Origin of the sequence: Streptomyces sp. NRRL B-1347 (assembly GCF_000720325.1) — a bacterium.
Taxonomy (GTDB): domain Bacteria; phylum Actinomycetota; class Actinomycetes; order Streptomycetales; family Streptomycetaceae; genus Streptomyces.
In genome coordinates, this window is sequence record NZ_JOJM01000022.1 from 128,103 (window position 1) to 145,343 (window position 17,241).

Annotated in this window: 10 protein-coding genes, 1 other RNA gene and 3 pseudogenes; 12 read left to right on the forward strand and 2 right to left on the reverse strand. The window is 71.3% G+C overall.

The window, feature by feature from the left end; translation table 11 throughout:
- The first annotated feature begins 66 nt into the window (after positions 1-66).
- From IG74_RS0120305 to rnpB, 3 genes and pseudogenes are all read left to right on the forward strand, one after another.
- A complete protein-coding gene (locus IG74_RS0120305) occupies positions 67-1,002 on the forward strand; it encodes an AraC family transcriptional regulator (RefSeq protein ID WP_063761266.1) in 936 nt (311 codons plus the stop codon).
- Positions 999-1,781, forward strand: a pseudogene (locus IG74_RS54695) (DMT family transporter); the annotation flags it as partial. The gene IG74_RS0120305 and the pseudogene IG74_RS54695, both read left to right, overlap by 4 nt.
- Before the next feature lie 118 nt (positions 1,782-1,899).
- Positions 1,900-2,303, forward strand: an RNA gene (gene rnpB, locus IG74_RS48055) — RNase P RNA component class A.
- Between the two features lie 247 nt (positions 2,304-2,550).
- Here the strand turns inward: rnpB and IG74_RS46005 are convergent.
- Positions 2,551-3,905: pseudogene (locus IG74_RS46005) on the reverse strand (hypothetical protein).
- A 147-nt stretch (positions 3,906-4,052) separates the two neighbouring features.
- Here IG74_RS46005 and IG74_RS0120320 point away from each other — a divergent pair.
- From IG74_RS0120320 to IG74_RS0120360, 9 genes and pseudogenes are all read left to right on the forward strand, one after another.
- Positions 4,053-4,232: a hypothetical protein gene (locus IG74_RS0120320; RefSeq protein ID WP_030678961.1), complete on the forward strand. Its 180-nt coding sequence runs from the start codon at positions 4,053-4,055 to the stop codon at positions 4,230-4,232.
- Positions 4,229-4,432 carry a hypothetical protein gene (locus tag IG74_RS0120325; protein WP_030678963.1) on the forward strand — a complete coding sequence of 68 codons (204 nt, stop codon included), beginning with the start codon at positions 4,229-4,231 and terminating at the stop codon, positions 4,430-4,432. Before IG74_RS0120320 ends, IG74_RS0120325 begins: the two co-directional genes overlap by 4 nt.
- Before the next feature lie 151 nt (positions 4,433-4,583).
- Positions 4,584-5,099, forward strand: a complete 516-nt coding sequence (locus tag IG74_RS48050) for an NUDIX domain-containing protein (protein ID WP_051855049.1) — start codon at positions 4,584-4,586, stop codon at positions 5,097-5,099.
- A 210-nt stretch (positions 5,100-5,309) separates the two neighbouring features.
- The gene (locus tag IG74_RS0120335; protein ID WP_234334389.1) at positions 5,310-6,155 is read left to right on the forward strand and encodes a radical SAM/SPASM domain-containing protein; all 846 of its coding nucleotides are present in this window, start codon (positions 5,310-5,312) and stop codon (positions 6,153-6,155) included.
- 18 nt (positions 6,156-6,173) lie between these two features.
- Positions 6,174-6,980, forward strand: coding sequence for a protein kinase (locus IG74_RS0120340; RefSeq protein WP_030678969.1), 807 nt, complete (start codon positions 6,174-6,176; stop codon positions 6,978-6,980).
- A gap of 271 nt (positions 6,981-7,251) precedes the next feature.
- Positions 7,252-8,199 (forward strand): annotated as a pseudogene (locus IG74_RS0120345) (sensor histidine kinase); the annotation flags it as partial.
- A gap of 209 nt (positions 8,200-8,408) precedes the next feature.
- Complete coding sequence (locus IG74_RS0120350; RefSeq protein WP_030678973.1) at positions 8,409-9,089, forward strand: response regulator; 681 nt, start codon at positions 8,409-8,411, stop codon at positions 9,087-9,089.
- 266 nt (positions 9,090-9,355) lie between these two features.
- On the forward strand, positions 9,356-15,607 hold the full coding sequence (locus tag IG74_RS0120355) for a DNRLRE domain-containing protein (protein ID WP_078868913.1): 6,252 nt from the start codon (positions 9,356-9,358) through the stop codon (positions 15,605-15,607).
- Positions 15,608-15,690: 83 nt separating this feature from the next.
- Complete coding sequence (locus tag IG74_RS0120360; RefSeq protein ID WP_030678979.1) at positions 15,691-16,215, forward strand: hypothetical protein; 525 nt, start codon at positions 15,691-15,693, stop codon at positions 16,213-16,215.
- A gap of 14 nt (positions 16,216-16,229) precedes the next feature.
- On the opposite strand, the gene IG74_RS0120365 is transcribed toward IG74_RS0120360, so the two are convergent.
- Complete coding sequence (locus tag IG74_RS0120365; protein WP_030678981.1) at positions 16,230-17,114, reverse strand: glycosyltransferase family 2 protein; 885 nt, start codon at positions 17,112-17,114, stop codon at positions 16,230-16,232.
- Between the last annotated feature and the right edge of the window lie 127 nt (positions 17,115-17,241).

Below are 17,241 nucleotides of genomic sequence, written 5' to 3' on the forward strand. Positions count from 1 at the left end.
ACAAGCCACAACGAACCCGCAGGCGTACGACAACGAAGCGCGGCGCAGCTAGGGGGGCGACGGGGGATGGACGGCGCAGGCAACCCACGAGGCGAGAGCGCACGAGGCGAGAGCGAACGAGGCAAGAGCGAACGCGCGATCTGGACCAGAGCGCCCCTGGGCGGCGGCACCACCCTGGACCTGCTGACAGCCCGCTTCGACAGACACCGCTACGCCCCGCACTCCCACGAGGAATTCACCGTGGGCGTCTGCGTGGCGGGCAGCGAGATCATCGACTACCGCGGCGGGCGCCTCGACATCGGCCCCGGCGCCGTGGTCGTCCTCGCCCCCGGCGAGCCCCACACCGGCCGCCCCGCCCCCGGCGACGGCTACGCGTACCGCGCGATGTACCCGGCCCCGCACCTGCTCGCCGACGCGACCGGGGACCTGCCGCACTTCAGGGAGGCGGTCGTGGACGACCGGCAGCTGGCGGAGGCCCTGCACGCGGCGCACACCGAACTGAGCGGGGGCGCGGCCGCCGACCCCCTGGCGGCGCTCGCCGCCGAGTCCCGGATCGCCTGGCTGCTCAGCACGCTGGCCCGCCGCCACGGCAGCGCGCGCCCCGCCCCCGAGCCGGTCCCGGGCGCGGCCTCCATAGCCCTCGCGGTCCGCGACCGCCTGGCGGACGACCTCGGCGCCCCGCCCACGCTCGCCCAGCTGGCGGCCGAAACAGGCCTCTCTCGCTACCAGTTGCTGCGCGCCTTCCGTACGACGATGGGCATGCCGCCCTACGCCTGGCTGGCCCAGCACCGGGTCGCGAGGGCCCGCGCGCTCCTGGAGGCGGGGCGCAGACCGGCGGAGGTCGCGGCCCTGGTGGGCTTCGCCGACCAGGCCCATCTGACGCGCTGGTTCAGGAGGGTGCTCGGGGTGACGCCGGCGGCGTACCGCGACAGCGTGCGCGGGGCCGCCCCGCAACAACGTTCAAGACACCCCTCACCGCCCCTCCGCACACTGCGGGCATGACGGCACGTGGCTGGTTCCTCTTCTCCCTCATGGGTGTCCTGTGGGGCATCCCGTACTTGATGATCAAAGTGGCGGTCGACAGTGATCTGACACCGTCGATGGTGGTGTTCACGCGCTGCGCCCTCGGCGCCGCGCTGCTGCTGCCCTTCGCGATACGCCAGGGCGGGCTCCCGCGCGTGGTGAAGGCCCACTGGCGCCCGATGCTGGCCTTCGCCGCGGTGGAGATCCTCGGCCCCTGGTGGACCCTGACCGACGCCGAACGGCACCTGTCCAGCTCCACCGCGGGCCTCCTGATCGCCGCGGTGCCGATCATCGGTGCCGCCCTCGCCCGCTTCTTCGGCGACACCGAACGCTTCGGCGCCCGCCGCCTGACCGGGCTCGGCCTGGGCTTCGCCGGGGTCGCCGTCCTCACCGTCCCGCACCTGACGGGCGGCGACGCCTGGTCGCTCACCGAGGTCCTGATCACGGCACTCGGCTACGCCACGGCCCCGCTGATCGTGGCCCGCCACCTCAGGCAGGTGCCGACGCTCCAGCTGATCGCCCCGTGCCTGGCGCTCGCGGCGGTGGTGTACGCCCCCGCGGCGGCGGCGACCTGGCCGGGCGAGGTCCCGGACGCCAGGACGCTCGCCGCCCTCGCGGGCCTCGGCGTCATCTGCACGGCCCTGGCCTTCGTGGTCTTCCTGGAACTCATCCACGAGGCGGGCCCGACCCGGGCCGTCGTCTTCACGTACGTCAACCCGGCGGTGGCGGCGGTCGCGGGCGTCGCCTTCCTCTCCGAACACCTCACCCCCGCCTTCTGGGCCGCGTTCGCCCTGATCCTGGCGGGCTCGTTCCTGGCCACGGCGGCCTCGGCACCGCGGGGCCGGTCACGGCGGGTACCATGGTCGGCACGGCAGACGAGCCGGGCGGACGGCCGCGTGGAGGTCCTTGTGGACCTCTCCGAGGAACGTCCGGGCTCCACAGGGCAAGGTGGTGGCTAACGGCCACCCGGGGTGACCCGCGGGACAGTGCCACAGAAAGCAGACCGCCGAAGGCTCCGGCCCTCGGTAAGGGTGAAACGGTGGTGTAAGAGACCACCAGCGCCTGAGGTGACTCAGGCGGCTAGGTAAACCCCACCTGGAGCAAGGTCAAGAGGAGCGCCGTGAAACGCGCTCTGCGCGGACGTTCGAGGGCTGCCCGCCCGAGTCCGCGGGTAGACCGCACGAGGCCCACGGCAACGTGGGCCCTAGATGGATGGCCGTCTCCCCGGCCGCCGCGAGGCGCCCGGGCGACAGAACCCGGCGTACAGCCCGACTCGTCTGCCCCCTCACTAGGGGCACGCCCCTGAAGCGGTATTTCAGCCGACCAGGGGCCCGACTTAACCTGCGAGGCCCGCTCCGTGTGACTGCCCCGGCCTGGTATCTGGTGTTCTGTAGCGGTCAGCGGATCCGTGCTGCTCGGTGACCCGATGACCCGAGCGGCGCGGTGACCGACCGCACGGTGCGACCCTGTCTGAACTGGGCAGCCCCTCCCCTTCCAAGAGGGGAGGGGGTGGGGCCGGGCAGGCGGCTAGCCCTTCAGCGTTGCCACTTCAGCAATTCGAGGGGATAGCGCCTTGACTGATCGTGAGTGTCCATGAGGATTCAGGCGGCGTTGCATGGTCTCAAAGTGCTCGTCCCCTCGCGCAGAGGAGATGTGTTCGTAGTCGTCGAGGAACCGCCCCCACGACTCGCATGCCGCGTCCAGATGTCCATGTTGCAACTGTCGTTGGGCTAGAACAGCGTTGAAGTGGACTCGGCCTTGACGTTCGTTCTTGGGCTGCGCCTTCAGTGCCTGTTGGAGAGCCCCGATCGAGCCGGGGAGGTCTTTCCCCTCGTACAGCACGTGGGACACGTGGAAGGCGTACGCCGACTGGTCGTACCCCCCGATTGACTCGCGACGACTATCCGCTTTCATGAGCGATGTTTCGGTCTCCGTCAGCAGGCGTCGCGCGCGCCTGTGATCACCGACCATCGAGGCGGCGTGGGCTTGCTGCCCGGTGAGGAACGCTCGGAGTCGTGGACCGGCCTTCGGGGCGGCCTCAGCCGCCGAATCGGCAAGCTGCAACGCGCGGGGCCCGTACCCAAGGTTGGCTGCCTGGAGACTCATTCCCCGCAGAGTCCGGCAGTACGTCACGTGATCATCCGCATGGCCCGCAAGTTCCAGCGCCCGGGTGTAGTAGTCCTGAGCAGTGCGGTGATCTCGTTCGTACATCGCCATCCACCCAGTCAGGTAGGTCAGGTCAGAGGCCGCGGCGTACATGTCCTTCCTGACCGCCTCGGAAGCTTCAGCGCGAAGCCATGGGCCTACTGTGTGGACCAGGAGGCTGCCGCCATAGGACGGGCGTGGGCACCCCCAAGTTCGTCGAGGATGTCCGCAATCTTGTCAGTCATCTTACGAACTGACTCGACTTGACCTGAACCGATCCGAACTGTTGCCTTACCAGGAGTCACCGGGGCAACTTCCGCGGCGTGCGCCACGTCGGCGAACAGAGGAACCGCCAATGCTGCGGAGAACAGTCCGCCTGCGGCAATGACACCACGGCGCGTGGGGTCCATATCGGCCCTCCCTAGGTCGACAAGTTGTTCCACGGTGTCGACGCCCTGCGGGGCATGGTCGGACGGTGCGACCGGAAGCCCGGCTTCGGCGTGTGTCACGGGGCGTTGCAACTTTCGGGATAACGCCTCAAGGATCACGCGCCTGACCGGTGCATTTGGCACCGTACCGCGAACCCAATGGGAGACGGCTGATTGGTCATAGCGGAGCGTCAAACCGGCTTCCGCGCCGAGTCGGTTCACGATGATCGCGAACTGAGAACGGCTCCATCTCGTCTGCTCAAGCAGTCTCTCTAAGCCCAAGTTCGGCGTACGCGTGCGCCTCGCCATGTCTTCAACTCCCCACAGACAGTGCGGCGTTCATGGCTTTCATACTTCCGCTTGGCTCTCACAGTACCGCTGTGGGTGCTCGTGCGGTTGCGTAGAGGCAAGGGAGATCGCCGGGGATCGCGGTCGATCATCAGACGGAGTGACGCCATGGCCGATGAGCAGCAAACGACCGCCCTTGGGTGGATGGGCGACGTCGAAGAGCTGACGGCGCGCATAGGGGCCGGTGGCATTCAGGCGCAGGCGCCGGACTGGTGGCCGCTGACCTTTGATCCGGCAACGCCACGGATCCTGCGCACCGTCGAAGAGGGCCTGGAGGGACTCCTGTGAACCCGGACCGGGGGCAGATGGTCTACGACTCGGCGAAGCGGTCTGTCGGCAGGGTCATGGACGCAGAGGGGCCCTTCGTTCAGCTCCGTTCCCGGGCCGGGCTCGCCTGGGACGCCGAGCGCAAGAACTTGAGCCCGGCTGTGTCGGTGGACGAGCTTGCCGCAGCCGATCAGGTCGATCTCACGGCATTCGAGCTGTGATGGCCGCGAAGCCCCACACCCCTGGGCCTGGTTGCTGCGCAGTTACGGCGGTCATCGCCGGAGTGTGCTTCATCGTCAGCGCCGTCCTGCTCATGGCACTCGCCCTCACCCGTTCTTCGTGACTCAGCCTCGACACAACGAAATAGGAGCAATGATGCACGGCGACATGGACCCGACCGACCAGCCTCCGAGGCGGCTCGGATGTCTGGTCTTCGTCCTCAACGAGGGGGACGAGGTGTTGATGGTCAAGCCGAAGTACAAGCACGCCGGGAAACGGCTTGGGTGGCAGCTGCCGGGCGGGAACGCGCATGAGGGCGAGGACATTGCCGCCGCCGCGGCCCGTGAGCTGCTGGAAGAGACAGGGCTGCGGCGTCCGATCTCGCACTACCTCTGTACCGATCAGGTCCCGGAGAGCGAGGAAGGCACGAGCACCGAAGGCATCAATTTCGTGTGCGACGGGGGACAGCTGTCGGTTGCGGAGGCCGCGGCGGTCACTTTGCCGGACGCGGCCCGAGACGAGCTCGCAGCCCTGACCTGGGTGCCCTTGAGCCGACTGCACCAGTTCGCGTTCCCGTATCAAGCCCGGCGGATCCGCAACGCTGCGAAGGCACGCGCGTGGGGCCTGAAGCAGCCGCTCTACGTGCTCGGCGAGGCCGCCACCGCGTAGCCACGATTCCCGTCCGGTTGTGCCGGACGGTACGGCTCGCTCAGCGGCCCCGGCGCGGGTCCGAGCGGGGGAATCGCCCGACCTCTTGCGGAGCGACCGACACGTAAGGGGAGGGACAAGTGCGGTAGCCCTACGAGGGAAGGACGGCATGTGACGCCCATCGGAGCGAAGCGGGAAGGAACTCCTGGCGCCGAGTCGCTGTGGCTCGACGTGACTCGCAGGTGCCAGCTCAATTGCGGGCATTGCTACAACTCGTCCGGACCGGACGGTGACCACGGCACGATGACCCGGAACGACTGGTTCAGCGTGCTGGGCCAGGCGGCGGAGATCGGCGTCAGCAATGTCACGCTGATCGGTGGAGAGCCAACGCTGTACCCCCACGCGATAGAGGTAGCGGAGCGCGCTCTGGCTCTCGATATGAAGGTGGAGGTCTACAGCAACCTGGTTCACGTCTCGGAGCGTTGGTGGGCCGTGCTTCAGCGGGAGGGCATGTCGATTGCCACCTCGTATTACTCGAACAAGCCCGCGAGGCGTAACCAGGTCACTCGTCGCCCGAGCCACGCCAGGACTCGCGACAACATCGCCAAGGCGATCAGCTTGGACATCCCGATCCGTGCCGGCGTCGTCGGGAACAGGAAGCGACAGATCTGGACCGCGAAGCGCGACCTTCGGATGATGGGCGTGGAGGAGATCGGCGCCGACCGGATCCGCGAGTTCGGACGGGGAGGCGGTGGTCAGGAACCGGACGCCTCGAACCTGTGCGGCATGTGCGGTGACCGCAGGGCCTCGATCGGCCCCAACGGTGAGGTGTCCCCGTGTGTCTTCTCCACCTGGATGGGTGTTGGCAACGTCCAGGACGCCTCGCTGGCCTCTATCCTGAGCGGCCCCGCGCTGGCTTGGGCGGTCGCCTCCATCGAAGGCGCACGCCGGGGCAAGGAGAAGACGAAGGCATGTCGTCCCGACTGTGTCCCCCAGAATCCGTGCGACCCACGCTGCGAACCGAACGCCGCGTGCCGCCCAGGGACCCCGCCCAGCGAATGCAAGCCCAGGAACTGACGCACGAGGAGAATTGGCATGACCGGCCTTCCCGACTCGCACTTTGAGGAACTGATCCACCCGCACACGGGGGCAGTCGGTCACGTCCGGACTCCGGCCCGCGGATTCAGTTCGGACTTCGCCGCGGTCGTCGAAGGTGAGAAGGGCCGGTTCTTCGTCAAGGCCATGTTCAACGTTCCCGGAGGGCGGAAGGACTCCCTTCTCCGGGAACAGGCGATCAATCCGTTCGTCCAGCCCCTCTCCCCATCGTTGGTGTGGAGCGCGGGCGGTGACGAGGACGGGTGGATCATCCTCGGGTTCGAAGTCATCGAAGGTAGGGCATCGCGTTTCGAGAAGGGATCGTCAGACCTGAGCGCGGTGATCGAGACCCTGGACCGCATCGCAGGACTGGGACTTCCTGAGGCCGCGAAGGGCTGGTCGGAGGACCGGTGGGACAGGTTCGCCACCAGCGCCTCTGAGGCGGCTCTCTTCCGTGGGAACACCCTGGTCCATTCGGACATCAACCCCAGCAACATCATCATCGGTGAACGAGGAACGTGGGTGGTGGACTGGTCGTGGCCCACCCGGGGAGCGGCGTTCATCGACCCCGGCTGTCTCGTCGTGCAGCTCATCGCGGCCGGGCACACGCCGGAATCTGCCGAAGGCTGGGCTTCCCGGTGCTCGGCTTGGACGAGTGCCGACCCGAGGGCCATCGACGCGTTCGCCCTGGCCAGTCTTCGGATGCACCGCTACTTCTCTGGACGGGACCCGCACGTTCCCTGGCTGACGGCCATGGCGGAGTCGGCGGAAGCTTGGGTTGAGAGGCGTCGACGGCCGGATGCGTAGTCGTTCCCTGCCTCGCTGTTTCCGTAGGTGCTCTCTGCACGGTCGGGCGGCGTAGGGCCCCGAGCCGCCGCCCCGGCGATGGCCGCGCTGCTCCGATGTGGAGTACGTCACTCCGTAACGCCCCGCAATCCGGTGTCACCGCCCCGAAATGGGTGTCACCACGGATGGATTCCGGGCCGCCGTCTGCCCAAACTGGTCCGGTTCGACGGGATACATCGGCCGCGTCCGGTCCGGGAGGATAGGGGTGCTGTTGTAGGAGAGAGGGAGTGCGGTGTCGTTGTTCTGGCGGATCTTTTCGATGAACGCCGTCGTGCTCGTCGTCGCCGCGCTGCTGCTCCTCAGCCCCATGGTGACCGTGTCCAGCCCGGTGCTGCTCGGTGAGGCGCTCGTCGTGCTCGGCGGGGTCGTGGCGATGCTCGTGGCCAACGCCGTGCTGCTCCGGGTGGGGCTCGCCCCGCTGAAGCGGCTGAGCCGGGCCATGGCCGCCGCCGATCTGCTGCGGCCCGGGGCCAGGACCGCCGTCGCGGGGCACGGCGAGGTGGCCCAGCTCATCGGCACCTACAACGCCATGCTCGACCGGCTCGAGAGCGAGCGCGCCACCAGCAGCGCCCGCGCCCTGTCCGCCCAGGAGGCCGAGCGCCGCCGGGTCGCGCGGGAGCTCCACGACGAGGTGGGGCAGACCCTCACCGCCGTGCTGTTGCAGGTCAAGCGCGCGGCCGACCGGGCGCCCGAGCCGCTGCGCGAGGAGCTCCGGGCCGCGCAGGAGACCACCCGGGGCAGCCTCGACGAGATCCGGCGCATCGCGCGGCGGCTGCGGCCGGGCGTCCTTGAGGACCTCGGCCTGGTGAGCGGCCTGAAGTCCCTCGCCGGGGAGTTCGGCGAGTCGGGGCTCACCGTCCGCGACCGCTTCGACCCCGGCCTGCCCCGCCTGGACGGGGAGGCCGAACTCGTGGTGTACCGCGTCGCGCAGGAGGCCCTCACCAACACCGCGCGGCACGCGGGCACCGGCCGGGCCGAGCTGGCCCTGCGGTGCGTACGGGACGGGGTGGAACTGATCGTCCGCGACGACGGCCGCGGCCTGCGCGACGCCGCGGAAGGCTCCGGCATCCGGGGCATGCGGGAGCGCGCCCTGCTCCTCGGGGGACGGCTGACGGTGGGGGCGGACCCGGCGGGGGCCGGTAGGGCCGGTACGGGCACGGTCGTACGCCTCTGGATCCCGGCGGGCCGCACCACCACGCGCCCCGCCGGGACCGACCGCCGCGCCGGGACCGACCGCCGCGCCGGGACCGACCGCGCCGCCGCATCCGCCGCGTCCCTTGCATCCGCCGCGCCCGCCGCGACGGGGCGTTCCGTCGCGAGTCCCGCCGCACCCGACCACCCAGCCGTGCCCCCCGTCCCGTACGTCTCCGACGCCCCTGAAGGCCCCGCATGACCGGCGCGACCGCGACCGCTTCCGCTTCCGCCGCCACGCGGATCCTGCTGGCTGACGACCACGCCTTGGTCCGCCGCGGGGTGCGGCTGATCCTGGACGGGGAGGATGACCTCTCCGTGGTGGCCGAGGCGGGGGACGGGGCCGAGACGCTCGCGCTGGCCAGGGAGGTGCGGCCGGATCTCGTGGTGCTCGACGTGGCGATGCCGCGTCTCACGGGGCTGCAGGCGGCCCGGGAGCTGTCCCGGCTGCCGGACGGGCCCCGCATCCTGATCCTGACCATGTACGACAACGAGCAGTACTTCTTCGAGGCCCTCAGGGCCGGAGCGTGCGGGTACGTGCTCAAGTCCGTCGCCGACCGCGACCTCGTCGCCGCCTGCCGGGCCGCGATGCGCAACGAGCCGTTCATCTACCCGGGCGCGGAGAGCACCCTCATCCGCAAGTACCTCGACCTGCTGCGGCAGGGCCGGGCGCTGCCCCGCAAGGCGATCACCGACCGGGAGGAACAGATCCTGAAGCTCGTCGCCGAGGGGCACACCTCGAAGGAGATCGGCGACCTGCTGACCATCAGCGCCAAGACCGTGGAGCGGCACCGCGCCAACCTGCTCCACAAGCTCGGCCTGCGCGACCGGCTCGCCCTGACCCGGTACGCCATCAGGGCAGGCCTGATCGAGCCCTAGCCCGTCCACCCGCTGGACCCCGCCGACGGCCCCGTACGACCGCCGCTCGGCGATGCCGTGCTGCCCGCGTGCACGCCTCCGCGGAGTGCCGCGCCCAGACCCCACACCCCCCCCCACAGCCACCACCACCGCACCCACACCAAGGGGAGACTGTGCACCACCGCAGCGAACACGCGCCCGTGCCCGAGGACACCGGGTACCGAAGACGCCGACGGTTCGGCGACGGGACCGGGCCGAAGCCGCTCGCCACCGGCCTCGCGCTGCTCATGGCCGTGTCGTGCCTGTACGGCGCCGAGGCCGCGACGGCGGCGCCCGCGGAGCCCGCCGCGGCCAAGGCGGCCGAGCCCACCGCCACGACCGCCGCGGACATCGCGTCGGCCCGGGTCACCGCCCGCCTGCACGGCAAGCGGATCGAGGCCCTCTCGGAGCGCACGGAGACGTCGACGACCTGGGCCAACCCGAACGGCAGCCTCACCACCGAACTGACCGCGGGACCCACCCGGTTCGAGGACGACGGGACCGGCAAGTGGCGGGACGTCGACCTCGACCTGGTGAAGAACGACGACGGGTCCGTGGAGCCGAAGGCCCACCCCCGGGGCCTGGAGCTCGGCGCGCCCGGCGGCAAGCGCCTGGCCCGCATGGACCAGGACGGCGCCGCCCGTGACCTGGTCACCCTCGGCGAGGGCGACCAGCGCATCACGCTCCGGTGGAAGGGCGGCCTGCCCGTGCCGAAGCTGGACGGCACCCGCGCCACGTACGAGAACGCCGTGCCCGGCGCCGACGTGGTGGTCGAGGCCACCCGCACCGGCTTCGAGCAGTTCGTGGACATCAAGCGCAAGCCCGCCGAGAAGGACTACGGCTACACGCTGCCCCTGCGCGCCAAGGGCCTCAAGGTCCGGCAGCACAAGGACGGCAGCCTCACGTTCACCGAGCGCCGGGGCAAGAAGGACAAGAAGCGGGCCGTCATGCCCGCGCCCGTGATGTGGGACGCCACCGTCGACCCCGTCTCCGGCGAGCACACCCGCCGCGCCCCGGTGGCGATGAAGGCCGTCGAGGTCAAGGGCGGCGTCGACCTCGTCGTCACCCCGGACGCGGAGTTCCTCGCCGACCCGAAGACCAAGTACCCCGTCACCGTCGACCCGTCGACCTCCGCCCTGGCCAACGTCTTCGACACGTACGTCCAGCAGGGCGAGACCCGGGACTGGTCCACCGACACCGAGCTCGACTTCGGCAACCCCGGCACGAAGAACGCCAACGGCACGCCGCGCACGGCGCGTTCCTTCATCTCCTGGGACACCCGGCCGGTCCAGGACGCGCTCGTCATGGACGCCGAGCTCTCGCTGTGGAACTTCCACTCCGCCAACGACAAGGACTGCAAGGCCCAGCCGTGGGAGGTGTGGTCCGCGGGAGCCGCGTCCACCTCCTCGCGCTGGACCGCGCAGCCGGGGTGGACCGCGAAGAAGGCGACGTCGAACGAGACGCGCGGCAACCCGGCGTGTACCGGCGCGCCCGACGGCTGGATCAACGCCGACGTGACGGCCCTCGTCCAGGAGTGGGCCTCGGCGAAGGCCGCCCGCGGGCACATGGGCCTGCGCGCGGCGAACGAGACCGTGGTCGCGCAGTGGAAGCGGGTCAACTCCGCGAACGCCGCGACCCGCCCGCCCAAGCTGACCGTCACCTACAACTACCGGCCGCGCACCGGCACCAAGCAGGAGGCGGGCCCGCCGTACTTCTCCTACGGCGGCGCGTACGTGGTGAACAGCCTCACCCCGACGCTCCGCGACACCTTCACCGACGCGGACGGCGACAAGGTCAACGGCACCTTCCAGATCTTCGACACCGCCACCGACAAGCAGGTCGGCAACGTACTGGTGTCGAAGTACGTGCCGTCGGGGCAGGTCGCGTCGGTGACCGTGCCGTCGGGCGTGCTCGCGCACGGAAAGACGTACAAGTTCCGTACGTCTCCGTACGACAACGCGCACTACAACACCGGCTGGTCGGCGTGGAAGACCTTCACGGTCGACACCTCCGCGCCGTCCGCGCCCACGAAGGTCACGTCCACGGACTACCCGAAGGACGCCTGGGTGAAGGGCGCGGGCAAGCCCGGCACGTTCACCGTCACGCCGCCCGGCTCCGACCACCACTGGCTGGAGTGGTCCCTGGACGGGGTGACGTGGACGAAGGAGCCCACCGGCGGCGCGGGCGCGGCGAAGAACATCTCCGTCACCCCGCCGAAGGACGGCACGCACACCCTCCAGGTACGCGCCGCCGACAAGGCCGACAACAAGTCCGAGGCCATCGAGTACACCTTCCACGCGGGGCCCGGCGGCTTCGTGCGGCCCGCCGAGGGCGAGCGCACCGCACGCCGCCTTCCGCTCCTCGCGGAGGCCGACGGGGAGAAGTTCGACAAGGTGTCCTTCTCGTGGCGCCGCGCCGAGGCCGACGACTGGGTGCGGATCCCCGCCAAGGACGTCAGCGCGGGCGGCAGCCCGCTCGGCGGCTGGCCCGTGGACCTGACCGGGGGCCGCAGCGACAGGCTGGTGTGGAACGCCACCGACACCGTCGACCCCGACGGCAGCGTCCAGGTCAAGGCCGACTTCACCGGGCCGAAGGGCGCCACCGGCAGCACCGCGCCGCTCGCCGTCGTCGTCGACCGGAACGCCGGCGACGCCGCGACCGCCGAGACGGGCCCCGGCTCGGTGAACCTGCTCACCGGTGACCACACCCTGTCCGCCACGGACGCCTCCGCGTTCGACCTGTCGGTGAGCCGCACCGCCTCGTCGCGGACCCCCGACAAGGGCGCCAGACAGGAGAACCAGGCGCCGATCTTCGGCAAGGAGTGGGTGGCGGGCACCGCCGCCGAGCTCACCGACTCGGACTTCTCGCACCTGCGGAAGATCTCCGCGACGGCCGTGGCCGTCGTCGACGCCGAGGGCGAGGAGACCCACTTCACCGCGAACGCGGCCAACAGCGCCTGGATCCCGGAGCCCGGCTCCGAGGACCTCACCCTCAAGGGCGGCGTCACCGGCTCGTTCACCCTCACCGACACCGAGGGCACCGTCACCGAGTTCACCCGCACCGACTCCGCCGCCACCACCTGGCAGGTGTCCAGCACCCTCCTCGACGGGCTCGCCAACTCCACGACGACCATCGTGTCCGAGTCCGTGACCGTCGACGGCAAGAAGCTGGCCCGGCCCAAGCGCGTGGTCGCGCCGACGTCGGCCGCGTCCGCCGCGGCCTGCACCGCCACCCCGGCCACCAAGGGCTGCCGCGTCCTTGAGTTCGTGTACGCGGACCGCACGACCGCGTCCGGCGAGACCCTCGGCGACCACGAGGGCCGGGTCAGGGAGCTGCGCCTGTGGGCCACCGCCCCCGGCGCCGCCGAGGCCACCGCCAAGTCCGTCCAGAAGTACGCCTACGACGGCGCAGGCCGGCTGCGCCAGGCCTGGAACCCGCAGATCAGCCCGGCCCTGAAGTCCGCCTACGACTACGACGGGGCGGGCCGGGTCACCACGTACACCCCGCCCGGCGAACTGCCCTGGACCTTCACGTACGGCAAGGCGGGCAGCGCCGCGACCGCCGGTGAGGGCATGCTCCTGAAGGCGTCCCGCTCCGGTCTGAAGCCGGGCACCACCGGCACGCAGGAGGGCACCGCGAGCACATCCGTCGTCTACGACGTGCCGCTGACCGGCGCCAAGGCCCCGTACAAGATGGGCGCGTCCGACGTGAAGGCGTGGGGCCAGCTCGACGCCCCGACGGACGCGGCGGCGGTCCTGCCCGCCGACGCCGTGCCGTCCGCGCACTCCGGCGACGAGCTCACCGCGGCCGCGTACCGCCGGGCCGACGTGCACTACCTGGGCGTGTCGGGCCGAGAGGTCAACACGGCGACGCCCGGCGGCCACCTCACCACCACCGAGTCCGACCGCTTCGGCAACGCGGTGCGCGAGCTGAGCGCCGCCAACCGCGCGGTCGCCCTCGGCCTGACCGCCGCCGACAAGGCCGTCCAGGCCGACCTGGGCCTGGCAGGGCTCACCCCGGCGGAGCGCGCCGACCTGCTCGCCACCCGCTCGCTGTACAACGACAACGGCACCCGCGAGCTGGAGGAGCTCGGCCCGCTGCGGCGCGTCGACCTGACGGCCGACCTGAAGTCGGGCGCCACCACGCTGGTCCCGGCGGGCACGTCGGTGGCCGCGCGTGCCAGGACGGTCAACGAGTACGACGCCGGGCGTCCCTCGGACGGCACGGCCAAGGTCAAGGACCAGGTCACCAAGGTCACGACGGGCGCCGAGGTGCGCGAGCACCCGGGGGTCATGGGCGAGAGCCGCGTGACCCAGACGGTGTTCGACTGGGCCAAGGGCCAGCCCGCGAAGACGATCCAGGACCCGGGCGGGCTCGCGCTCACCACGACCACCGAGTACGACGCCCAGGGCAGGGTCGTCAAGCAGCTCCTCCCGGGCGCGAACGGCTCGGACGCCGGGACGCGCGTGACCAGCTACTGGTCGGCGACGGGCAGCGGCCGGTGCGCCGGGCGCCCGGAGTGGGCCGACCTGGTCTGCGAGGTCTCGCCGGGCGGCGACGTCACCGGCGGCAGCCAGCCCAAGCAGCTGCCGACGTCCACCACCGAGTACGACTGGTGGGGCAGCCCCGCGAAGGTCACCGAGACCGCGAACGGCGTGACCCGCACGACCACGACCACGTACGACGACGCGGGCCGCCAGACCGGCGTGGCCGTCACCGGCGGCACCGGCGAGAAGGTCCCGGAGTCCACGACCGCGTACGACCCGGCCACCGGACAGGCGGTGCGGACGACGTCGCCCACGGGCGGCAGCCTCACCAAGACGTTCGACAAGCTGGGCCGCCAGATCGCGTACACCGACGCCGACGGCGGCACCACGACCACCGAGTACGACCTGCTCGGCCGGCCCGTGAAGGTCACCGACACGGCGCCGTCCACCGTCACGTACACCTACGACACCGCGGCCGAGCCCCGCGGCCTGGCCACGAAGACCGTCGACTCCGTCGCGGGCACGTTCCAGGCCGCGTACGACGCCGACGGCTCGGTGGCGAGCGAGAAGCTGCCCGGCGGCTACACCCTCACGCAGACCGAGGACACCTCCGGGGCGGTCACGGACCGCACCTACACGCGGGACGGCGACGGCACGACCGTCTACTCCGACACCGTGACCAAGTCGGTCCACGGCCAGGTCACCGAGCACGCGGCCTTGTCGGGGCAGAGCTACCGCTACGACGCCACCGGGCGCCTCACCACCGTCGAGGACACCGCGGAGACGGTGTGCACGCGCCGCGCCTACGGCTTCGACGCGCGCGCCAACCGCACCTCCCTGACCACCGCGACCGGCACGCCCGGCGCCGACTGCCCCGCTTCGGGAGGCACCACCGCCAAGCACACCTACGACAGCGCCGACCGGATCGTCGACCCGGGTTACGCCTACGACGCCTTCGGCCGCACCACGGCGGCCCCCGGCAACGGCTCGCTCGGCTACTACGCCAACGACCTGGTGCACCGGCAGACGGAGGGCGGCAAGCGGCAGACCTGGCAGCTCGACGCCGCCCTGCGGTTCCGCTCCTGGACGGTCGAGTCCGGCTCCGGCACCACCTGGACCAAGGAGCAGTCCAAGGTCAACCACTACGACAGCGACGGCGACAACCCCCGCTGGATCGTGGAGGACACCGCCACCGGCGCCCTGACCCGCATGGTGGACTCCGCGTCCGGAGACCTGGCCGCCACGACGGACAAGACCGGCAACGCGGTGCTGCAGCTCACCTCCGTCCACGGCGACGTGGCGCTCCAGCTGCCCCTCGACAAGAGCCGGGCGGTGGTCGCGCTCGACTCCGACGAGTACGGCAACCCGCGCGCAGGGCAGGCCCCGACCCGCTACAACTGGCTGGGCGGCAAGCAGCGTTCGGCCGAGACCCTCACCGGTCTCACGCTGATGGGCGTGCGCCTGTACCACCCGGCGACCGGCCGCTTCCTGTCCGTCGACCCGGTCTACGGCGGCGGCAACAACGCCTACGAATACGTGGGCGGTGACCCGGTCAACCGCTTCGACCTCGACGGCAAGTGGTGGAAGAAGGTCAAGCGCGGCCTGAAGCGGGTGGGCCGCAACGTCCGCAAGAACTGGCGGACGTACGCCGGGTACGGCGCGACGGCGGCGTGCATCGTCGCCTCGGCCGGCACCTGTGCGATCGCCAGCGTCGCCGTGTTCGCCGCGACCTCCGCCGCCGACGGCCGCGGCGGCAAGTGGCGGACGAAGAAGTACTGGAGGTCGACGGCCAAGTCGGCGGCCTGGACCGCTGTCGGCGTCGGCGCGGGCCGCTTCGCCGCCGGGTCCTGGTGGAAGTCCAGCAAGGGCTTCGCCCGGGGCGGCAAGCACGCCGCGGGCCGTGGCCGCCACGCCAAGCGGTTCTCGTACCGCAGGACGGCGTGGTCCTACGGGGGCAACGTGTGGACCGGCACGCTCACCTGCGGGATGAGCTGGAAGATGCGGTACTGCTAGAGGCAGTCCGCCCGGTCAGGGGGTGCCGCGCGCAGGCGCGGCGCCCCCGCCGGGCGGCCCGAGAACGTGAGGCGTACAAGCACATGCACTACACCAACAGGCCCGTGCGGCGGGCCTCCTGGGCGATCGTCGCGATGATGGCGGTGGTCGCCGTCCAGTTCCTCTTCGGGGGCGGCGGGTTCGGGGGCGGCGGGGGACCGCGCGACGCCTGGGACGTCGCCCTGGCCCTCGCCCTGCCGGCGGGCGTGACCTGGGTCCTGGTCCGCACCGGCCTCACGCCGTCCGTGGCGTGGGACGAGCAGCGGCTGGTGATCCGCAACCCGTTCTTCGTGTACGAGGCGTGCCTGGCCGACGTGCGGCTGCTGGGCCGGGCGGGCCGGGGCGGGGCGCTGCACCTGGAGGGCGTCGGCACGGTGCTTCCGTGGGCGATGACGCGCTCGGTGTTCGACGGGCGCCGGGCCGAGACCGCGCGGCGGGAGCTGCGGCACGCGGTGCGGCGGGCCGAGGGCACGGCGGCGGCTCCCGTGCGGCGCCGCTTCCGGGTGGAGTGGACCGACGTCCTGGTCCTTCCGATCCTCGCGGCGTTCGTCTGGGCGTTCCTGCCGTAGCCCGGTCGCGGCGGTCAGATGAGGGGCGGGCGGCCCAGCCTCGTCATCAGCCACACCGTCCGCCAGCTCATCGGGCGGCGCTCGCCGCCCGACGTCCGGAAGCCCTCGACGAAGCCGCCCGCCCAGGCGCGCAGGCCGCCGAGCGACCGGGTGCGCAGGAGCGTGAGCAGGGTCCACACCGTCAGATAGACGGGGACGAGGAGCAGCGGCAGGCGGCGCCGGGCGAGCCAGACGCGGTTGCGGGCCGTCATCCGGTAGTAGACGGCGTGCCGGGCGGGGGACGTCTTGGGGTGCTGGAGCAGCAGCGCCGGTTCGTACAGGACCTTCCAGCCGTCGTCGAGCGCGCGCCAGGCGAGGTCGGTCTCCTCGTGGGTGAAGAAGAAGTCGGCGGGCCAGTCGCCGGTGCGCGCCAGCATCTCCATGGAGAAGGCGTGGCCGCCGCCGAGGAAGGACGTGACCAGGCCCCGGCGCATCGGGTCCTTGGCGCGCAGCCGCGGCACGTGGCGGCGCTGGGTCTCGCCGTGCTCGTCGGCGATGCGGAAGCCGACGACGCCGAGGCGCGGGTCCTCGGCGAACAGGCGCCGGACGGTGCGGAACACGTCGGGGTCGACGAGCAGCCCGTCGTCGTCGAGCTCGATCGCCACGTCGACGTCGCCGAACTCGCGCAGCCGGGCGAGGGCGACGTTGCGCCCGCCGGGGCAGCCCAGGTTCTCGTCGAGCGCGATCGTGGTGACCTCGCCGGGGTAGGCGGGGAAGTCCGGCAGCTCGGTGCCGTTGCCCACGATGACGACCCGGGCGGGCGGCACGTCCTGCTTGGCGACGGACTCCAGGAGGGCGTCGACGTCCTTGGGCCGGTTGCCCATGGTCACGATGGCCACACCCAGGCGCGGTTCGGACACGGGGAGCCCTCCAGGTCGGGTCGCGGTGGTGGTCGTGGCGGTGCGGCCGAGGCCCCGGGGGAGCGGTGCGCCGCCTTGACGGTTCTGGCGATGGTAGCCGTTCACCGGTGTGTTCATCGCACGACGG